Annotated in this window: 16 protein-coding genes and 3 tRNA genes; 17 read left to right on the forward strand and 2 right to left on the reverse strand. The window is 73.7% G+C overall.

What is annotated here, in order from left to right:
• The first annotated feature begins 50 nt into the window (after positions 1–50).
• The 4 genes from ABZ497_RS23460 (at position 51) to ABZ497_RS23475 (ending at position 3,915) form a co-directional block, all read left to right on the forward strand.
• Positions 51–578, forward strand: a complete 528-nt coding sequence (locus ABZ497_RS23460) for a hypothetical protein (RefSeq protein WP_329487619.1) — start codon at positions 51–53, stop codon at positions 576–578.
• Positions 579–687: 109 nt separating this feature from the next.
• A complete protein-coding gene (locus ABZ497_RS23465) occupies positions 688–2,010 on the forward strand; it encodes a glutamate-5-semialdehyde dehydrogenase (RefSeq protein WP_359808022.1) in 1,323 nt (440 codons plus the stop codon).
• A 100-nt stretch (positions 2,011–2,110) separates the two neighbouring features.
• On the forward strand, positions 2,111–2,704 hold the full coding sequence (locus ABZ497_RS23470) for a hypothetical protein (RefSeq protein ID WP_329487617.1): 594 nt from the start codon (positions 2,111–2,113) through the stop codon (positions 2,702–2,704).
• Between the two features lie 134 nt (positions 2,705–2,838).
• The gene (locus ABZ497_RS23475; protein WP_359808024.1) at positions 2,839–3,915 is read left to right on the forward strand and encodes a hypothetical protein; all 1,077 of its coding nucleotides are present in this window, start codon (positions 2,839–2,841) and stop codon (positions 3,913–3,915) included.
• 135 nt (positions 3,916–4,050) lie between these two features.
• Here ABZ497_RS23475 and ABZ497_RS23480 read toward each other — a convergent pair whose 3' ends face one another.
• Entirely contained in the window at positions 4,051–5,109 is a 1,059-nt protein-coding gene (locus ABZ497_RS23480) for a M48 family metallopeptidase (protein WP_329487615.1), read from the reverse strand.
• Positions 5,110–5,354: 245 nt separating this feature from the next.
• Between ABZ497_RS23480 and ABZ497_RS23485 the strand changes: the two genes are divergently transcribed.
• The 8 genes from ABZ497_RS23485 to ABZ497_RS23520 all read left to right on the forward strand — a co-directional run bounded on the left by ABZ497_RS23485 (position 5,355) and on the right by ABZ497_RS23520 (position 10,120).
• A complete protein-coding gene (locus ABZ497_RS23485) occupies positions 5,355–5,501 on the forward strand; it encodes a hypothetical protein (protein ID WP_329487614.1) in 147 nt (48 codons plus the stop codon).
• Between the two features lie 159 nt (positions 5,502–5,660).
• Positions 5,661–5,819: a hypothetical protein gene (locus tag ABZ497_RS23490; RefSeq protein ID WP_329487613.1), complete on the forward strand. Its 159-nt coding sequence runs from the start codon at positions 5,661–5,663 to the stop codon at positions 5,817–5,819.
• Between the two features lie 136 nt (positions 5,820–5,955).
• Positions 5,956–6,588 (forward strand): nicotinate-nucleotide adenylyltransferase, encoded by a 633-nt coding sequence (gene nadD / locus ABZ497_RS23495; protein WP_329487612.1) that lies wholly within the window; start codon positions 5,956–5,958, stop codon positions 6,586–6,588.
• A 19-nt stretch (positions 6,589–6,607) separates the two neighbouring features.
• On the forward strand, positions 6,608–8,470 hold the full coding sequence (locus ABZ497_RS23500) for an LCP family protein (RefSeq protein WP_359808027.1): 1,863 nt from the start codon (positions 6,608–6,610) through the stop codon (positions 8,468–8,470).
• 173 nt (positions 8,471–8,643) lie between these two features.
• Positions 8,644–9,114 carry a ribosome silencing factor gene (gene rsfS, locus ABZ497_RS23505; protein ID WP_329492097.1) on the forward strand — a complete coding sequence of 157 codons (471 nt, stop codon included), beginning with the start codon at positions 8,644–8,646 and terminating at the stop codon, positions 9,112–9,114.
• A complete protein-coding gene (locus ABZ497_RS23510) occupies positions 9,111–9,758 on the forward strand; it encodes a histidine phosphatase family protein (protein WP_359808067.1) in 648 nt (215 codons plus the stop codon). Before rsfS ends, ABZ497_RS23510 begins: the two co-directional genes overlap by 4 nt.
• Before the next feature lie 179 nt (positions 9,759–9,937).
• Positions 9,938–10,010: transfer RNA gene (locus tag ABZ497_RS23515), tRNA-Ala, on the forward strand.
• 37 nt (positions 10,011–10,047) lie between these two features.
• Positions 10,048–10,120 (forward strand) — tRNA-Ala (locus ABZ497_RS23520).
• A gap of 86 nt (positions 10,121–10,206) precedes the next feature.
• Here ABZ497_RS23520 and ABZ497_RS23525 read toward each other — a convergent pair.
• A complete protein-coding gene (locus ABZ497_RS23525; protein ID WP_359808029.1) occupies positions 10,207–11,112 on the reverse strand; it encodes a helix-turn-helix transcriptional regulator in 906 nt (301 codons plus the stop codon).
• A 102-nt stretch (positions 11,113–11,214) separates the two neighbouring features.
• Between ABZ497_RS23525 and ABZ497_RS23530 the strand changes: the two genes are divergently transcribed.
• The 5 genes from ABZ497_RS23530 to ABZ497_RS23550 all read left to right on the forward strand — a co-directional run bounded on the left by ABZ497_RS23530 (position 11,215) and on the right by ABZ497_RS23550 (position 18,691).
• On the forward strand, positions 11,215–12,657 hold the full coding sequence (locus ABZ497_RS23530) for an MFS transporter (RefSeq protein ID WP_359808031.1): 1,443 nt from the start codon (positions 11,215–11,217) through the stop codon (positions 12,655–12,657).
• Between the two features lie 101 nt (positions 12,658–12,758).
• Positions 12,759–12,831 (forward strand) — tRNA-Ala (locus ABZ497_RS23535).
• Between the two features lie 223 nt (positions 12,832–13,054).
• Positions 13,055–14,503 (forward strand): hypothetical protein, encoded by a 1,449-nt coding sequence (locus tag ABZ497_RS23540; protein ID WP_359808033.1) that lies wholly within the window; start codon positions 13,055–13,057, stop codon positions 14,501–14,503.
• Between the two features lie 208 nt (positions 14,504–14,711).
• Positions 14,712–17,609, forward strand: coding sequence for a leucine--tRNA ligase (gene leuS / locus ABZ497_RS23545; protein WP_359808035.1), 2,898 nt, complete (start codon positions 14,712–14,714; stop codon positions 17,607–17,609).
• 296 nt (positions 17,610–17,905) lie between these two features.
• The gene (locus ABZ497_RS23550; RefSeq protein WP_359808037.1) at positions 17,906–18,691 is read left to right on the forward strand and encodes a hypothetical protein; all 786 of its coding nucleotides are present in this window, start codon (positions 17,906–17,908) and stop codon (positions 18,689–18,691) included.
• Positions 18,692–18,734 lie beyond the last annotated feature (43 nt).

Consider the following 18,734-nt stretch of genomic DNA (forward strand, 5'->3'; position numbering starts at 1 on the left):
CCGGGGCCGGCGGGTACGACGACACGAGATCGCCGAACAGGAGGCCGCCGGTGGAACGCAGGCGCGAGGCAGCGCTGACCGGAGGAACGGCGGGCCGGCGGCTGACCAGCATCGACGGCGGGCGCGGGGCGGACACCCCGGCCGGGCCGGCCGGTCCGCCGCCGCAGGAGCCCGGCGCGCTACGCGGGGTCCGGCCGGACCGCCGGGACGAGGGGGAGCCGCCCACGGTGCCCGAACAGGCCCGGCTCTGGCACGTGGTGCTGAGCGTGGCGGGGCAGACCACCCCGCTGTCCGCGTTGCGGGCGGGCCTGGAGCGGCTGGCGCACGACCACTCGTTCTTCCTGACCGCCCGCTACGCGGCCGACCACGCGGAGATCCGCTACTGGGAGCAGGCCCGGGACCTGCACGACGCGGCGGCGATCGCGCTGCGGCTCTGGGGCGAGCACAAGGTGACCGCGAACCTGCCGCCGTGGGAGATCGTCGGGCTGGAGGTGGTCGACCGGGCGACGTACCACAAGCGCGTCGCCGAGGGCTTCGGCGGCCCGCCGCCCCATCCGGGCGGGGTGCACCCGTACTGACGCACGTGCCGTGCCCGGGGCACGGCACGTGCGGGCCTTGCCGGGCACCCATGTCTCACCGGGCGAAATGCCCGGTGGGCGGGGGCGGCGCACTCGCTACCCTTGGCGCATGACCAGCGACCTCGCCACCGCCGACAGCCCCGTCCTCGCCGTAGCGCGCCGAGCCCGGGAGGCCGCCGCCGTGCTCGCCCCGCTCCCGCGCCGGGCGAAGGACGCCGCGCTGTCGGCGATCGCGGACGCCCTGGTGGCCCGGAGCGCCGAGATCACCGCCGCCAACGCCGAGGACGTCGCCCGGGCCCGTGAGGCGGGTACCGCCGAGTCGGTGATCGACCGCCTGACCCTCACCGACGAGCGGATCGCCGCGATCGCCTCGGACGTCCGCGACGTGGCCGGCCTGCCCGACCCGGTCGGCGAGGTGGTGCGCGGCTACACCCTGCCCAACGGCCTGGACGTGCGGCAGGTCCGCGTCCCGCTCGGCGTGGTCGGCATCATCTACGAGGCCCGTCCGAACGTCACCGTGGACGCCGCCGCGCTCTGCCTGAAGTCCGGCAACGCGGTACTGCTGCGCGGTTCGGCCTCGGCCTACCGCTCCAACACCGCGCTGATCGCGGTGCTGCGCGACGCCGTCGTCTCGGCGGGCCTGCCCGCCGACGTGATCCAGCTCGTCCCGGGCGAGAGCCGGGACTCCGTCCAGGAGCTGATGCGCGCCCGGGGCCTGGTGGACGTGCTGATCCCGCGCGGCGGGGCCTCGCTGATCCGTACCGTGGTCGAGGGCTCGACCGTGCCGGTGATCGAGACGGGGACGGGCAACTGCCACGTCTACGTGGACGCCGAGACGGACCTGGCGATGGCCGTCGGCATCCTGCTGAACTCGAAGGCGCAGCGGGTCAGCGTCTGCAACTCGGCCGAGACCCTGCTCGTCCACCAGGACGTCGCGGGGGCCTTCCTGCCGCTCGCGCTGGCGGCCCTGGCCCAGGCCGGGGTGACGGTGCACGGCGACGACGCGGTCCTCAAGGCCGCGGAGGGCTCGGCGGCGACCGTGGTGCCGGCCACCGAGGCGGACTGGGAGACCGAGTACCTCTCCCACGACCTGGCGGCGGCCGTGGTGCCCTCGCTGGAGGCAGCCGTCGCGCACATCCGCCGCTGGTCCTCCGGCCACACCGAGGCGATCGTGACCACCTCGCAGGCCGCGGCCCGCCGTTTCACCCAGTTGGTCGACGCGACGACGGTGGCCGTCAACGCCTCGACGCGGTTCACCGACGGCGGTGAGTTCGGCTTCGGCGCCGAGATCGGCATCTCGACCCAGAAGCTGCACGCCCGCGGCCCGATGGGCCTGCCGGAGCTGACCAGCACCAAGTACATCGTCACTGGTGACGGGCATGTCCGGGGCGAGGCGACGCAGACCGTGGGCGGGGCGGCCGACGCCGGCTGAACCGGCCGGGAGCCCCCGGCGGGCGGTCCGCGTCACACGGGTGACGGACCAAGTGCGAGGAGCCACAGACAAAACGCCCGACCGGTAATACGCTGAATCCGTGGCTGACGATGTGGGGGGCTTGCCGTACCCCGACGGCGCCGACCACGGTGGTGCGGACGACGAGTTCGCCACCGTGGTCTTCGATGAGGCCTTCGTCCGGTCCGCCGCCGTGCACGAGCCGACAGCCAAGGAGCGGCAGCTCGCCGCCGCCGAGGCCCGGTTCGAGCCGGACGCGGTGGTACCGGGCTGGGGCTATGACGTTCCCGTGGGGGACGGGGTGCCGCTGGAGCTGCGCCCCTACCCGAGCGGACTGGACGACGACCGCCTCTACCCCGATCCGTGGTCGGGCCCCGGCCGGGTGGTCGGGCGCCGGGCCGGGCGCTGGGGGCGGGACAGTGTCTACGACCCGGTCCGGTCGCGGCGCGGGCGCTATGTCGCCCAGCAGCGCTGGCACCGGCCGGTGGCCTGGGTGCTCGCCGTGATCATGGGCGTGAGCCTGGTCGCGGTGGCGGTCGCGGCGGTCTACCAGGGTGTGGGCGGCTCCGGTGGCGGTACGCCCCGGCGGCCCGACTCGGGGAGCAGCAGCGCGGGTGTCGATCCGGCGCCCACGCCGGCCGAACCGTCGCTCGTGGTCACCGCGCCGGCGGGCTGAGGCACTGGTTCGCGGACGCTGCGCCGGAGTGCGCCGGAGCGCGTTCGCGCGCCGGGCCTCCGGTCACGGAGCGCTCCCGGGAATCTGGGTGAACACCCTCGTGGCGGGGCGTGGATGCGGCTTACCCTGGTGTCATGGGTGACCCGCGAGAGCCTCCGGAGGGTGCGCCCGACGGTGGTTCCGGAAGCGATGACGAGTACCGGTCCGTCGTCTTCGACGAATCCTTCGTCCGTGCTGCCCGGATCCAGGAGCTCTCCGCCCGGGAGCGGCTGGCGGGCTCGTTCGGCCGGGCTACCCGCCCGCGGGTGCGGCTCGGTCCGCTGGGCACCGTGCCGCGGCAGGCGCTCGCGCTGCTGCTGTTGATCCTGCTGGCCTTCGCGGCCGCCGTGTACTTCGGCATCAGTACGCCGAACCGGCAGACCTCCCGCCCCGAGGGCAGCCAACTGACCGTCAGCCTGGTGGCGTTGAGCCCGGCGTCGGCCGTGCGGCCGGTCGCCGACCCGGCCGCCCCGTTCGCCGCGCTGCCGCCCGGCTACGGGGACGGTGCCATCGGTCTGGGGACGCCCGCCGGGGCGGCCACCGCGCACTTCAGCAAGATCGAGGTCACCAAGGCGCTCGACACCGTCCAGCGCTATCTGGTGGCGTCCTCGCTGGCACCGACGGCCCTGGTCCAGGGGTCGACCGCCGATGTGCGGGCCTTCGTGACGCCCGGCGAGCAGGCCCAGTTCGACGCCAGTGCGGCGCACCCCGTCGACGACCGCCACCACGCGCTGACCGGGTGGGTGGTCCGGTTCGACCCGGCGCAGGTCGCGCTGGCCGCCGACAGCGTGAAGGTGGCCGGAGCGATGCGGATCGACGAGGCGGACAGCACCACCCTGCAGATCACCACCGACCACACCTTCGTCTACGCGCTCAAGCCCGCCGGGGCCCCGAGCGGCGCACCGGTGACGCTGGAGACCGTCCGGCGGCAGCTGACCTTCCAGTTCGACCGGATCGACCTGGCCTCCGCCCAGCTGCGGCTGGTGGACTCGGTGCTCCAGGCCGGGCCGGCGCCCTGCGCCGGCTCGCTGGCCGGGTACGTCCGGCCGCTGCTGGCGGGGGCGGACGGCGCCGTGACCGGTGCGCAGCCGACGGAGGGCGCGCAGCCGATCGATCCGGGCAACCACGCCCGTCCGGCCTGGCAGGTCTGCGGGGTCCTGGCGGGCAGCTGACGTCCGGCGGCGGGCCCCGTCGCGGCCGGCCGCTCGGGCACACCGGGGCCGCCGCCGGGGCACGGCGGGTGCCGGGGCCGGGGACGCCGACGGCCCCCGGCGGGAAGCCGGGAGCCGTCGGGAGCCGTCGCGGGATCAGTCCTCGTCGCGCGGCGTCGAGGAGCCGTTGGCGCGGGTGGCGCCGGTGAAGGTGTCGCGGAGCTTGCCGCCGACGGTGGCGGCGCCGCCGGCGACGTCGCGGATCAGGCCCATCAGCGGGTCCTTGCTCTCCTTCACCGAGGTCGTGTAGTGGTCGGCCGCGGCCTTCCACTGCTCGCCGACCGAGGTGTCGCCGTCGTCGGAGCGGCGCGGGTAGGCACCGGCCAGGATCGAGCGGTACTCCTCGCTCTCCGCCCACTTCTTCAGCTTGGCGACCCGCACCACCGCGAACGGGTGGCTCTGCGGCAGCACCTGCAGCAGCTTGAGCACGCCGTCGCGCAGGTCCCCGGCCTTGTCGTACTCCTCGGCCTGCTCCAGGAAGGCGTCGACGTTCATCTCGGCCAGGTTGTGGCCGCCGGCCAGCTTCATCAGGGCCCGCATGGAGGCCTGGAGGTCCTGCCCGGCGAGCAGGCCGGCCCGGTCGCTGGAGAGCTCGGCCTTGCGGAACCACTCCTTGAGGGCCGTCACGATCGCCATGATCGCGAGGTTGCCGAGCGGCACCCAGGCGATCCGGGCGGCGATGTTGGTGAGGATCAGCAGCATCGTCCGGTAGACCGCGTGGCCGGACATCGCGTGGCCGACCTCGTGGCCGATGACGGAGCGCAGCTCCTCCTCGTCCAGGAGCTCGACCAGGCCGCTGGTCACCACGATGATCGGGGTGTCGATGCCGATGCAGTAGGCGTTGACCGTCGGGTCCTGAGAGACGTAGAGGTCCGGGACCTTCTCCAGGTCCAGCACGTACGCGGCGTCGCGCACCATCCCGTGCAGCTCGGGGAACTGCCGCTCGGACGTCTTCACCGCGGTGGCCAGGAACATCAGCCGGATCGAGCGCTCGGAGACCAGCCCGGCGAGCTTCTTCAGGATGTCGTCGAAGCCGGTCAGCTTGCGCAGCGCGACGAGCGCGGAGCGGTCCGCCGGGTGCTCCCAGGCGCGGGTGGAGATCTCCGGGAAGCGCTGGCGGCGCCGGCTCGGGGTCTTCGAGGTCGTATCGGTCATGGTGTGAGTACCCTCCTGGTCGACGGCGGCCCCGGCAGCTGGCCGGCCCCCGCTGGTCTTCGCCTGCAACGACTGTCTGTGCAACGTCCGTGGTTGCGTACTCGTCCCCGGGCTCACCCTACGCGGCGCGAACGGCGCCGCAGGGGGCGGTGGCCGTCGCGGGTGTGAGGCCGGTTTACCCTGAATGCCCTGGAGAGCCGAGACCAGACCTGGCCGCGGTACCGAGCAGTCCGAGGAGCCCGCAGATGTCCACCTCCGCCCTTGTCAGCCTGGCCGGCCCGATCTCCACGGAGAACGGCCCGGGGCTCTTCCTGCGGATCATCGTGGTGGCCTCCTTCGTCGGCGTCGGCCTGCTGGCGTGGGTCCTGCTGCGGGCCGGCCGCAACAACTGAGCACCCTCCCGCCGGGCTCCGCCGGGCGCCCGGCTCACGCCGGATCAGACGCGGTGGGCCGCCGAGCGGTTGCCGTGTCGGCACCCGTACGATGACAGGCGGGCCCTCACCGGCCCGCACACCCTGGTCCGTCATCCGAGCCGAGAAGGTCCGCCGACCATGAGCACTGCCGCCGCACTCCCCGTCCTGAACCTGCTCGCCTCCGAGGGCGAGGGGGGCAATCACGACAGCCTCAACCCGTACCTGACGGGTGGCGCCGCGCTGTTCATCCTGCTGCTGCTGCTCTACGTCACCACGCGCTTCAACCGGGACCGCTGAGCGGGGCACCGAGCCCCGGCCGGGGCGGCCCGGGGAGCGTCCGGCGGGAGCGCCGGCCGCTCCCTCACGCGTCCTCCCGGCGGCCGCCACCCGGTCGTTCCCGCCCCGTCACGGGCGTCGCGTAAGGTGTGGCGCCATGGGAGAGCAGGCCGGGAATCCCGGCGGACCGGAACCGGTGAAGAAGCGGCTCGGTGTGATGGGCGGCACCTTCGACCCGATCCACCACGGGCACCTGGTCGCCGCCAGCGAGGTGGCGAGCGCGTTCCACCTCGATGAGGTGATCTTCGTGCCGACCGGACAGCCGTGGCAGAAGACCGACCGCCTGGTGACGCCGGCCGAGGACCGCTACCTGATGACGGTCATCGCCACGGCGGAGAACCCGCAGTTCTCGGTCAGCCGGATCGACATCGACCGCGAGGGCCCGACCTACACCGTCGACACCCTGCGCGACCTGCGCGCGCTCCACCCGGACGCCGACCTCTTCTTCATCACCGGCGCCGACGCGCTCGCGCAGATCCTCTCCTGGCGGGACTCCGAGGAGCTCTTCTCGCTCGCCCACTTCATCGGCTGCACCCGGCCGGGGCACACTCTGTCGGACGCCGGACTTCCGGTGGGCGGGGTCTCCCTGGTGGAGGTCCCGGCGCTGGCCATCTCCTCCACGGACTGCCGCAACCGGGTCGCCAAGGGCGAACCGGTCTGGTACCTCGTCCCGGACGGCGTGGTCCGCTACATCGACAAGCGGGCGCTCTACGCGCCGCACCGGACCTGATCCCCGGAGGGGCCGACGGATGACCGATCGCAGGGGACAGCAGGACGACTGGTCCACCGGGCAGTACCAGCAGCAGTACCCGCCCCAGCAACAGGGCGGCTACGAGCAGCAGTACGACCAGTACGGGCAGCCGGTCCCGCCGGCGCAGCCCTACGGGCAGGACCAGTACACCGCCTACCAGGGGCAGGGCCAGGACCAGTACCAGCAGGCGTACCAGCCGTACGAGCAGCAGCAGCAGCAGCAGGGCGGCGGGTACGACCAGCAGCAGTACGACCAGTACGACCAGTACGACCCGTACGGGCAGCCGCAGCAGGGCGGCGGCCAGGCGTACCAGCAGCCCGGGGTCTACCAGGGGCAGTACCAGCAGGGGTACCAGCCGTACGAGCAGCAGCAGGCGCCGCGGCAGGGTGGCGGGTACGACCAGCAGGGCGGCTACGAGCAGCAGTACGCGACCGCGCCGCAGCCGGTCGTCACCGAGCCGGTGGCCGAGCAGGCCGCCCCGGCGCCGCCGCGACGCCGGACGCCCCGGCCGGCCCCCGCCGAGGCGGCGCCGGCCCGGCCCGCGGCGCCGTCCGAGCAGGTCGGCGGAAGCCGCGCGGCCAAGGCCGCCGGCGGCGCCGGCAAGGCGCCCACGGGCGACTACCCCACCGGTGAGTTCACCTTCGTCGACGAGGAGGCGGAGGAGACCGAGGACGTCATCGACTGGCTGAAGTTCGCCGAGTCGCGCAGCGAGGTGCGCGCCGAGCGCCGCCGCAAGCTCCGCAACCGGCTGGTCGGCGTCGGCGTGGTGCTGGCCCTCGCCGCGGCCGGCACCGGCGGCTACCTCTGGTTCACCGGCGACAAGCAGAGCGCGGCGACCGCCGCGGGCCCGCGCCAGGTCAACGTGGTGCACCTGCGGGACCTCCAGGGCAAGGTCTCCAGCGCGCTGCTGGTCAACGACGCCTCGGGGCACAAGGGCACCGTGCTGCTGCTCCCGGACACGCTGCGCCTGCCCGGCCCGGGCGACCCGCCGGTCACCACGGTCGGCCAGGCGATGGACAGCGTCGGTCCGTCCGCCACCCGGGACGCCCTGGCCACCGTGCTGGGCGCCCCGGTGGCCGGCACCTGGCGGCTCGACACGCCGTACCTGGAACTGCTGGTCGCCCAGCTCGGCGGGGTCCGGGTGGACACCAACGCCGAGACCCACGAGGGCGGCAAGCCGGACGGCAAGCTGCTCGCCGCCGCGGGCAAGAACACCCTGCTGAGCGGGAAGGCCGCGGTCGCCTACGCCACCCTGCAGGGGGCCGGCGAGGGCCGTGACGCCCAACTGGCCCGGTTCGGGCAGGTGATGGACGCGGTGGTGCGGACCATGCCGACCGAGTTCAAGGACGCCAAGGACGACGTGCACCGGATGAACGCGGTGCTCGACCCGTCGCTGCCCGAGGACGCCCTGGCCGGCGTGCTGGTCCAGCTCGCCCAGCAGGCGAAGGACGGCCACCTCGGGACCACGGTGCTGACCGTGAAGCCGGACGGCTCGCTGGACGAGGCCGCCGCCGGCCAGCAGGTCAAGGACGTGCTGGGCGGCACGGTGAAGTCCGCCACCTCGGCCGACACCCCGGCCCGGGTCTCGATCCAGGACGCCACCGGCAACGACCAGGCGGCCGCCGCCGCGCAGGTCCAGGTGGTGAACGCGGGCCTCACCTTCATCCCCGGCGGGACGAAGACCGCGGCCCAGGCCGCCAGTGAGATCCGCTACACCGACGACGCCCGGCAGGCCGCGGCGAAGTCCCTGGCGCTGAGCCTCAACCTGCCGGAGACGGCGGCGAAGAAGGTCACCGACGCGCAGAACGCCGACCTGGTGGTCGTCCTCGGCAAGGACTACCAGCCGCCGAAGACCCCGTAGGGCGGCGGCGGCCCCGCGTCCTCCACGCAGGGTCGTGGGGGCTCGGGGCGGGGCCGCGGCGGGCGCGGGCCGGTAAACGGTTCCTGGGCCACCTGGGCGGCGTGAGACCCTGGAAGGCGATGCCCGGCCCCGTGCCGGGCATCGCCCCCAAGCCGCCGAGCCGGAAGAACATCGTGACCGCCACCGAGCACAGCCAGGAAATCATCAACGTCGCCGCCCAGGCGGCGGCCGACAAGCTGGCGCACAACATCATCGCGTTCGACGTCAGCGACGTGCTGTCGATCACCGACGCGTTCCTGATCGCCTCCGCGAACAACGACCGCCAGGTCAAGTCCATCGCCGAGGAGATCGAGGACAAGCTGCGCGAGCAGCTGGACATCAAGCCGGTGCGCCGGGAGGGCGAGCGCGACGGCCGCTGGATCCTGCTCGACTACCTGGACATCGTGGTGCACGTCCAGCACTCCGAGGAGCGCTCCTTCTACTCCCTGGACCGGCTCTGGAAGGACTGCCCCGAGCTGCCGCTGCCGGCCGACGCGCTGGCCTCGCGCAACCGCCCCGACGCGCACACCGACGAGGCCGGCAACGCCCTCGCCCCGGCCGAGGCCGCCCCGGCCGACAACTTCGGCGCCGAGGACTACAGCTGAGCCGGGAGGCGCGGGGCCCGCGCATCGTCTTCTGGCGGCACGGCCAGACCTCCTGGAACCTCGAATCGCGGTTCCAGGGCAGCACGGACATCGAGCTGACCGGCCAGGGCGTCCTGCAGGCCCAGCGGGCGGCCCGGCTGCTCTCCGGCCTGCGCCCCGACCTGCTGATCTCCTCGGACCTCCAGCGCGCCCGGCGGACCGCCGACGAGCTGGCCGTGATCACCGGCCTGGACGTGCAGCACCACGAGGGGCTGCGCGAGACCTACGCCGGCTCCTGGCAGGGGCTGACCAACGCGGAGATCCGGGCCCGGTTCCCGGAGGAGTACGAGGCCTGGGCGCAGGGCGAGCCCGTCCGGCGCGGCGGCGGAGAACTCTCCACCGAGGTCGCCGACCGTTCGGTGCCGGTGGTGCTGGACGCGGTCGGCAAGCTGCCGGAGGACGGCACGCTGGTGGTCGTCAGCCACGGCGGCACCATCCGCACCATGCTCGGGCGGCTGCTCGGACTGGAGCCGGAGCTCTGGGAGTGCTTCGGCGGCCTGTCCAACTGCTGTTGGTCCGTGCTGGGCCGCGGCGCGCGCGGCTGGCGCCTGCTGGAGCACAACGCGGGCACCCTCCCGCAGCCGGTGATCGGCGACGACACCTGACCGGCGACGGCACCTGACCGGTGGCGACGGCCGATCGGCGACGGTCGAGCCGCGCCCCCGCCGTTCGCCGGCACCGCGCGGGGACGGATTTCGCAGTTCCGGGCCTGACCGGTTAGAGTCTTCCTCGTTCGCACGGAAGAAACGCGGCCCGGAAGGGAAGCGGGAAATCCGGTGAGTGCGGGGCTGTAGCTCAGTTGGTAGAGCGCTTGCATGGCATGCAAGAGGTCCGGGGTTCAATTCCCCGTAGCTCCACTCCGCACCTGCGGTCCGCGAGGGCCGTGCGTGTCGCGGGGCTGTAGCTCAGTTGGTAGAGCGCTTGCATGGCATGCAAGAGGTCCGGGGTTCAATTCCCCGTAGCTCCACAGACCGCGAGAAGGCCGTCACCCACCGGGTGGCGGCCTTCGGCGTTCCCCGGGCCTCGGACGCCAGCGCGCCGGGCCCCGCCCGTTCAGGAGTGGCAGCTGTTCAGCCAGCCGCCGGGCGGCAGCGCGGCGAGCTCCTCGATCCGCTCACGGTCCCCGTCCCCGTCCGGGAGGTAGACCACCACGTAGGTCTCGGGCACCCCGGGCAGCGTCAGGTACGAGGCGTTCAGCCGCAGCACCCCGACCTGCGGGTGCCGGAACACCCGCAGCGACGTCTCCGGCGGCGCCACCTCCTGCCGGGCCCAGAGGTCCCGGAACAGCTCGCTCTTCGCCGACAGCCCCTGCACGTGCTGCTCCCAGACCGGCTCGCCGACGTGTTTGCCGTACGCGGCCCGCAGCACCGCCACCATCCGCGGCAGCGCCTCCGCGCGGTTCAGGAACGGGTTGCAGCACGGCGGCATGAGCAGCGTGCACCAGATGCTGTTGAACCGCCCGCTGGGCGTCACGTTCCGGTTCGTCCCGAACAGCGACTCGTACGACCGGTTGTACATCAGCACGTCGAACCGGGTGTTCGAGACCGCGGCCGGCAGCGGCGCGAGGGCGTCCAGGATGGCCTGGGTGGACGGGTCGAGGACGGGGGGCTCGGGCCGGCTGCTCGGGCTCGCGGACACCCCGGCGAGCCGGAACAGGTGCTCCCGTTCGGTGTCGTCCAGCCGCAGCGTCCGGGCCACCGCCGCCAGCACCTGCTCGCTGGCGTTGATCGGCCGCCCCTGCTCCAGCCAGGTGTACCAGGTGACGCCGACCCCGGAGAGCTGCGCCACCTCCTCCCGGCGCAGCCCCGGCGTGCGGCGGCGCAGCCCCGGCGGCAGGCCGACCTCCTCGGGGGTGACCCGGGCGCGGCAGGCCTTGAGGTAGCCGGCCAGCTCGGTGCGGCGGCGGTCCTGCCGGCGCGGTCCGACGGGGGTGGCGGTGCGGTCGTCCAGGACGGTCATACCCGCCATCGTGCCGCAGACCGGGCGGCCGAGACAGGTGCTGCCAGTACCAGGATCGGCAGGCTCTAACCACCAGTACCGGACGCGCCGCAGGCTGGGCCCATGACGGACCTTCAGATCCGGCCCGGTGCGGCCGGCGCCACCACCACCGGCGGCCCGGCCACCAGGCCCGGGCTGCTCCTCACCCTCCTGCTCTGCGGCCAGTTCATGGCCATCCTGGACGTCTCCATCGTCAACGTCGCGGTGCCGACCATCCGCACCGACCTGCACGCCTCGGGCGCGGCCCTCCAACTCGTGATCGCCGGCTACACCATCGCCTACGCGGTGCTGCTCATCACCGGGGCCCGGCTGGGCGCCCGCTACGGCTACAGCCGGCTGTTCCAGCTGGGCCTGGCCGCCTTCACCCTCGCCTCGCTGGCCTGCGGGCTGGCACCGGCCACCGGCTGGCTGATCGCCTTCCGGCTGCTCCAGGGCGCCGGCTCGGCGCTGATGGTGCCGCAGGTCATGAGCCTGCTGCAGCGCACCTTCACCGGCGCCGCCCGGACCAGGGCGCTCGGCCTCTACTCGGCCGTGCTGGCCGGCGGTCTGGCGGTCGGCCAGGTGCTCGGCGGAGTCCTGGTCAGCGCCGACCTGTTCGGGACGGGCTGGCGCCCGGTCTTCCTGGTCAACGTGCCGATCGGGCTGGCCCTGCTGGCGGCCGGCGCCCGGCTGCTGCCGAGCCTGCCGGGCGACCGCGGGCGCGGGTTCGACCTCCCCGGCCTGGTGGTGCTCGGCGCGGCCCTCGGGCTGCTGGTGGTGCCGCTGGTGCTCGGCCACGAACTGGGCTGGCCCGTCTGGGGCTGGGCGATGCTCGCCGCCAGCGCCGTCCTGTTCGCCCTGTTCGCGGTGGTCGAGCGGCGGATCGCCCGACGCGGCGGACAGCCGCTGATCAGCGGCCGGGTGCTGCGGACGGCCACGCTGCGACCGGCGGCGGGCGCGATCTTCATGATCATGGCCGCCTTCGCGGGCTTCCTGTTCGCCTTCGCGCTGCACCAGCAGTCCGGCCTCGGGCACAGCGCGCTGCGGGCCGGCCTCTGCTCGGCGCCGATGGCGCTCGGCTTCGGGTTCTCCAGCCTGCACTGGCACCGGCTGCCCGCCCGGCTGCACGGCGTCCTGCCGCTGCTCGGCGCCGGGCTGCTCGTCCCCGGCTATCTGCTGCTCGGGCTGCTGCTCGGCGGCGGCGCGGAGATCGGCCCGGTGGCGCTGCTGCTGATGACCGGGCTGGGCCTCGTGGCCGGCTGCACGTACTCGCCGCTGTTCGCCCGGGCGCTGGGCGGCGTCGCCCCGGCCGACGCGGCGGACGCCAGCGGGGTGATGGTGACGGTCGTACAGCTCGGCCAGGTGGTCGGGGTCGCGGTGCTGGGCTCGGTCTTCCTCGGCGGGGTCTCGCTGCCGGCGGCGGCCCGGGACTCCGGACACGCCCTGCTGGTGACCGCCGCCGCGATCGCGGGCCTGGTCGGCGTCGGCGCGGCCTTCGCCGCCCGCGCCCGCCCGACGGCCGGGTAGTACCTCCGGTAACGGATTCGTGGAGCACCCCTTCGACCGTGTAAAGTAGTCGATGTCGCCGAGGGAAACCGAAGGAAACCTCCGGTGACGCAGCAGGTCAAGGGGCTGTAGCTCAGTTGGTAGAGCGCTTGCATGGCATGCAAGAGGTCCGGGGTTCAATTCCCCGTAGCTCCACAGCAGTCGAGGGCCGTCTCCCGTTCCGGGAGGCGGCCCTCGGTGTTTTCCGGGGCGCGCCGGCCGCGTTTCCGGGGCGCCCGGGGTGCTTTCCGCGGCGTCCGGGGTGCGTTCTCGCGGCCCGGGATCCCTCCGTCGGGTTCGGGGGCGCTCGCGGCCCCGGCGGTCCGGGGTTTTCCGAACGGCTCGGCAGCCGGCCCCGCCGGACCGCTACCGTCGTCCCATGGCCGATCTGGAGCGCAGGCGCAACGAGGAGCTGGCCCGGATACTGCACCAGCTCGGCTGGAACCCGGAGCGCCTGGCCCGCGAGGTGAACCTCACCCTGCCGCCCGGCCTGGCGATCAGCTCCACCGCCCCGTACAAGTGGCGCGACCGGGGCATGGTCCCGCGAAGCCCGCACGACCAGACGGTCTGCGAGGTGCTCGGCCGCGCCCTCGGCATCGCCGTCACCTACGAGCAGCTCTGGGGCCGGATGGGCGGCAACCGGGGGGCCAAGATCCTCTCGCCGCGGCTGCTCACCGACCCCTGGACGGCCGACACCGCCCAGACCGCGTTGCGCGAGGCGGCCACCGACGCCGGCCCGGTCCGTCTCACCGACCTGTTCCGCGGCGCCGACCTCGACCAGGCCGCCGGCCGGCTGGGCACCGCCCCGCCCCCGGTCGGCGGCGGGGAGGGCGCGCTGCGGATCGACCCCGCGCTGGTCGGGGAGCTCCGGCTCTCCTACCGGAGCAAGCTGCGGCTGGAGCGGGCCTGCGGCGGCGGCCTGGTGCTCGGGCCGACCCGGGCCGAGCTGGCCATGGTCGCGAAGCTGCTGGAACTCGGCGGTTACGACGAGGAGTTGGGCCGCGTGCTGTACGGCACGGCCAGTCGGCTGGCCCGGCTGGCGGGCTGGGCCGCGTACGACCTGGGGCACGAGGCGGCCGCCCAGCGGGCGTTCGTGGCCGCGCTGCGCGCCGCCCACCTCAGCGGGGACCTGCGGCTCGGGGTGGGCGTGGTGGGCTGCCTGGTGGTGCTGGCCACCCAGGGCGGGGGAGGGCGCGGGCTGGACGCGGTCACCGTGCTCGCCGGGGTGCTGGAGACGGCGGGTGACGCGCTCGGGCCGGTCGACCGGGCCCTGCAGCTCGGCCGGATGGCCCGGGCGTACGGGCGGCGCGGCGAGCCGGAGGAGCTGGCGGCGGTGGCCGGGCGGGCGTTCGCGGAGCTGGACGCCGCGGCGGGTGCGGGTGCGGGTGCTTCTGCCAGTGCGGGTGCCGGTGCCGGTGCCAGTGCCGGTGCTGGTGCTGGTGCTGGTGCTGGTGCCGGTGCGTCTGCTTGTGCTTGTGCGGGGCAAGGTGCGGCTTCCGGCGCGGGTGCCGGGCCGGATGTGGCGCAGGCCCGGGCGGACCTCGCGGGGATGGTGGGGGAGGGCCACCTGTTCCTCGGCGACCACCGCGGCGCCCAGGCCCTGCTCACCGAGGCGGTGGCCGGGCTCGGCCCCGGCCGCGCGCGGGCCAGGGCCCTGCTGATGGTCCGGCTGGCGGACTCCCAGCGCCGCACCGGCTCCCTCCGGGAGGCCGCCGACACGGCCGAGCGGGCACGCGCCCTGGCCGCGGGCATGCAGTCCGAACGGGTGGCGCGCGCGCTGCGCGACTTCGACGCGGCCTCGCGGTCGGTATCTCCGGAGGAGGCCTGAGCCCCTTGCGGTACCCTGAGCCCATGCGAACCGTGCGCCTGCTCCTTAGCCGGCCGCGCTGACCAGGACCGGCCGCGCCCCAGGGCGGGTGCCGGAGTCGGCGTGGCACCCCCTCCTGCGAGGGGCTTTTTTGTTTTCCGCCGCCTTTCGTGCCGCGCCCGGCCCTGTGCCCGGTTCGCCCACTGACATCGATGGAGCCTGAAGGACCATGAGCGAGACGACCCCTGCTTCCGGCGCGGCCGAGGCCGCGACCGAGCCGTTCCGGTACAGCGCCACCCTGGCAGCGGAGATCGAGTCCCGCTGGCAGGACATCTGGGAGAAGGAGGGCACGTTCAGCGCCCCCAACCCGGCCGGTGACCTGGCCGACCCGAGCGCCGGGGACGTCTCCGCGAAGCCGCACAGCTTCATCATGGACATGTTCCCGTACCCCTCCGGCGCGGGCCTGCACGTCGGCCACCCGCTGGGCTACATCGCCACCGACGTCTTCGCCCGCTACCAGCGGATGACCGGCCACAACGTGCTGCACACGCTGGGCTACGACGCGTTCGGCCTGCCCGCCGAGCAGTACGCGGTGCAGACCGGTACCCACCCGCGGGTCTCCACCGAGGCCAACATCGCCAACATGCGCCAGCAGCTGCGCCGGCTGGGCCTGGGCCACGACCCGCGCCGCTCGATCTCCACGATCGACCCGGAGTACTACCGCTGGACCCAGTGGATCTTCCTGCAGATCTTCAACTCCTGGTACGACGAGGAGGCCGGCCGGGCCCGCCCGATCGCCGAGCTGATCGCCGACTTCGCGGACGGCTCGCGCGAGGTCCCCGGCGGCCGCGCGTGGTCGGAGCTGTCCGCCGCCGAGCGCGACGAACTGCTGGGCGACTACCGGCTGGCGTACTCCAAGGAGGTGCCGGTCAACTGGTGCCCCGGGCTGGGCACCGTGCTGGCCAACGAGGAGGTCACCGCGGACGGCCGCTCCGAGCGCGGCAACTTCCCGGTGTTCAAGTCGAACCTGCGCCAGTGGATGATGCGGATCACCGCCTACTCGGACCGGCTGATCTCCGACCTGGACCTGCTGGACTGGCCCGAGGCCATCAAGCTGCAGCAGCGCAACTGGATCGGCCGCTCGGAAGGCGCCCGGGTCGACTTCGCGGCCCCCGGCGACCGGAAGATCACCGTCTTCACCACCCGCCCCGACACCCTGTTCGGCGCCACCTACATGGTGCTGGCCCCCGAGCACGACCTGGTCGACTCGATCGTGCCGGCCGCCTGGCCCGCCGGCATCCGTGACGAGTGGACCGGCGGCGCCGCCACCCCGGCCGAGGCCGTCGCCGCCTACCGCGCGAGTGCCGCCGCCAAGTCCGACGTGGAGCGCCAGGTCGAGGCCAAGGTCAAGACCGGTGTCTTCACCGGCGCCTACGCGGTCAACCCGGTCAGCGGCGAGCCCGTCCCGGTCTTCGTCGCCGACTACGTGCTGATGGGCTACGGCACCGGCGCGATCATGGCCGTCCCGGCCCACGACCACCGCGACTTCGCGTTCGCCCGCGCCTTCGAGCTGCCGATGCGCTGCGTCGTCAAGCCGACCGACGGCCGCGACGAGGACCCGCACACCTGGGACGACGCCTTCAGCACGTACGACTCCGTCATCGTCAACTCGGCCCACGCCGAGGGCACCGAGAACGGCATCTCGCTGGACGGCCTGAGCGTCGCCGACGGCAAGGCCGCCGTCACCGCCTGGCTGGCCGAGCGCGGCATCGGCGAGGGCACCGTCAACTACCGGCTGCGTGACTGGCTGTTCAGCCGCCAGCGGTACTGGGGCGAGCCCTTCCCGATCGTCTACGACGAGGACGGCGTGATGCACGCGCTGCCCGAGTCGATGCTGCCGGTCGAGGTCCCCGAGGTGGACGACTACTCGCCGCACACCTACGACCCGTTCGACTCGACCTCCTCCCCGAAGACGCCGCTGTCGCGCAACGAGGACTGGGTCAACGTCGAGCTGGACCTGGGCGACGGGCCGAAGAAGTACCGCCGCGAGACCAACACCATGCCCAACTGGGCCGGTTCCTGCTGGTACGAGCTGCGCTACATCGACCCGTCGAACGGCGCGCGGGTCGTCGACCCGGCCAACGAGCAGTACTGGCTGGGCCCGACCGCCGAGAAGCCCGGCGGCGGCGCCGACCTGTACGTCGGCGGTGCCGAGCACGCCGTGCTGCACCTGCTGTACGCGCGGTTCTGGCACAAGGTCCTGCACGACCTGGGCCACGTCTCCTCGGTCGAGCCGTTCCACAAGCTGTTCAACCAGGGCATGATCACCGCCGACGTCTACCGCGACGAGCGCGGCTTCCCGGTGCCCGCCACCGAGGTCGAGGAGCGCGACGGCGGCTACTTCTGGCAGGGCGAGCCGGTCAAGCGCGAGGCCGGCAAGATGGGCAAGTCCCTGAAGAACGCCGTCGCCCCGGACGAGATCGCCGACGAGTACGGCGCCGACACGCTGCGCCTGTACGAGATGTCGATGGGCCCGCTGGACGTCTCCCGCCCGTGGGACACCCGCGCGGTGGTCGGCTCGTACCGCTTCCTGCAGCGGCTGTGGCGCAACATCGTCTCCGAGGCCACCGGCGAGCTGGTCGTCACCGACGAGGAGCCGGACGAGGCGACGCTGCGCGCGCTGCACAAGGCCATCGACGGCATCCGCGGCGACATGGCCGCGCTGCGCTTCAACACGGCCGTGGCCAAGGCGATCGAGCTGAACAACTTCCTGGTGAAGCGCGGCTCCACGCCGCGACCGGTCGCCGAGCGGCTGGTCCTGCTGGTCGCCCCGCTGGCCCCGCACATCGCGGAGGAGCTGTGGCGCCGACTGGGCCACGGCGACTCGCTGGCCCACACCGACTACCCCGTCGCCGACCCGGCGTACGTGGTGGACGAGGCGGTCACCTGCGTCGTGCAGATCAAGGGCAAGGTCAAGGCCCGGCTGGAGGTCGCGCCGTCGATCTCCGACGCCGAGCTGGAGGCGCTGGCGCTGGCCGATCCGGCCGTCGTCGCGGCGATCGGGGACGCGCCGGTGCGCAAGGTGATCGCGCGGGCGCCGAAGCTGGTGAACATCGTCACCGGCTGACTGCCGGTGGTCGCCGTGGGTCGTTGACGGCCGGGGCGGGTGTCCTTCGGGGCGCCCGCCCTCGGCGTTCCCGGGGCGGTGGTCCGCCGGGTGTGGGTGGAGGCAGGTGGGGGCGGGATGCGTTGCCCGAGGCCGGGCCCGCCTCGGGGAGATCCCCCATCTGTCCCTGATCTCCGGAGCCCGGGCCCGTTCGACCTGCCCCCGGCACGGGTCGGGCGGCTACCGTGGAACCCACGGTGGGCCGGCCCGCGTTGGGCCCGGTGGGGGCCGGTTCGGCGGACGGAAGGTGGCTCGTGATGGACGCGCTCGGCGTGATGGTCGGTCTGGCCCTGCTCTTCGGCCTCGCGATGCTGGTGCTGGTGGTGGTCGGGACCGTCAAGGCGGCGAGGGCGGTCGCCACGAAGGTGGAGCGGCACGAGGCCAACGCCCGGCGCGCGGTCGAGAACGTGACCCTCAAGGCGAAGACCTACGCCAAGCCCGGCCCGCAGGGCCAGATCTCCGCCGTCCGGCTGGGGCTGCGGACCTCCCTGGACGGCACGCGCCAGGTCCTGGAGAGCGGTCTGGTGCAGGACGGCCAGCTCGGTGAGGCACTCGCCCTGCTGCGGCGGCTGGACACCCACGCGGCCGAGCTGGACGCTGAGCTGCGGATCCTGGAGCGCGAGCCGGACCCGGGCCGGATCGCGGCCAAGCTGCCCGAGCTGCGGGAGCGCGCCGAACGGATCACCCACTCCGCCGAGACCATGCGCTGGGCGGCCCAGGACCGGATGCACCGCTTCGCCGACGACGAGCTCCGGCGGCTCAGCCAGGAGTGCGAGAGCGAGGCGGGGGCGCTGCGGCACTGGGACCACTCGGGGGCGGGGTCGGATTCCGGGTCGGGTACGGGGGCGGGCTTCGGCTCGGGCGTCGGTTCCGGTGGGTCGGCTGGTACTGGTACTGGTGCTGGCGGGGCGGCGGCGGGTCGGGCCGGGCTGACGGACGGGAAGGGGCGCCCGAGCGCCGAGGAACTGCTGGGGCTGAACGACCCGCTGTCGCGGCTGGCGGACCGGCTGCGGAAGCCGTCGGCCGGGCCGACGGCGGGCTGACCGGACGTCCCGCTCCTCCGGCCCCGCCACATCCCGGAAGACT

Origin of the sequence: Kitasatospora sp. NPDC005751 (assembly GCF_040630835.1) — a bacterium.
Lineage (GTDB): Bacteria > Actinomycetota > Actinomycetes > Streptomycetales > Streptomycetaceae > Kitasatospora.

Bases quoted from the DNA above. Each gene is read 5' to 3' on its own strand.
- ABZ497_RS23500 (WP_359808027.1), top strand. From the start codon at position 6,608: ATGACCGATCGCAGGGGACAGCAGGACGACTGGTCCACCGGGCAGTAC.
- ABZ497_RS23550 (WP_359808037.1), top strand. From the start codon at position 17,906: ATGGACGCGCTCGGCGTGATGGTCGGTCTGGCCCTGCTCTTCGGCCTC.
- ABZ497_RS23530 (WP_359808031.1), top strand. From the start codon at position 11,215: ATGACGGACCTTCAGATCCGGCCCGGTGCGGCCGGCGCCACCACCACC.
- ABZ497_RS23475 (WP_359808024.1), top strand. From the start codon at position 2,839: ATGGGTGACCCGCGAGAGCCTCCGGAGGGTGCGCCCGACGGTGGTTCC.
- ABZ497_RS23525 (WP_359808029.1), bottom strand. From the start codon at position 11,112: ATGACCGTCCTGGACGACCGCACCGCCACCCCCGTCGGACCGCGCCGG.
- leuS (WP_359808035.1), top strand. From the start codon at position 14,712: ATGAGCGAGACGACCCCTGCTTCCGGCGCGGCCGAGGCCGCGACCGAG.
- ABZ497_RS23485 (WP_329487614.1), top strand. From the start codon at position 5,355: ATGTCCACCTCCGCCCTTGTCAGCCTGGCCGGCCCGATCTCCACGGAG.
- nadD (WP_329487612.1), top strand. From the start codon at position 5,956: ATGGGAGAGCAGGCCGGGAATCCCGGCGGACCGGAACCGGTGAAGAAG.
- ABZ497_RS23465 (WP_359808022.1), top strand. From the start codon at position 688: ATGACCAGCGACCTCGCCACCGCCGACAGCCCCGTCCTCGCCGTAGCG.
- ABZ497_RS23480 (WP_329487615.1), bottom strand. From the start codon at position 5,109: ATGACCGATACGACCTCGAAGACCCCGAGCCGGCGCCGCCAGCGCTTC.
- ABZ497_RS23490 (WP_329487613.1), top strand. From the start codon at position 5,661: ATGAGCACTGCCGCCGCACTCCCCGTCCTGAACCTGCTCGCCTCCGAG.
- ABZ497_RS23540 (WP_359808033.1), top strand. From the start codon at position 13,055: ATGGCCGATCTGGAGCGCAGGCGCAACGAGGAGCTGGCCCGGATACTG.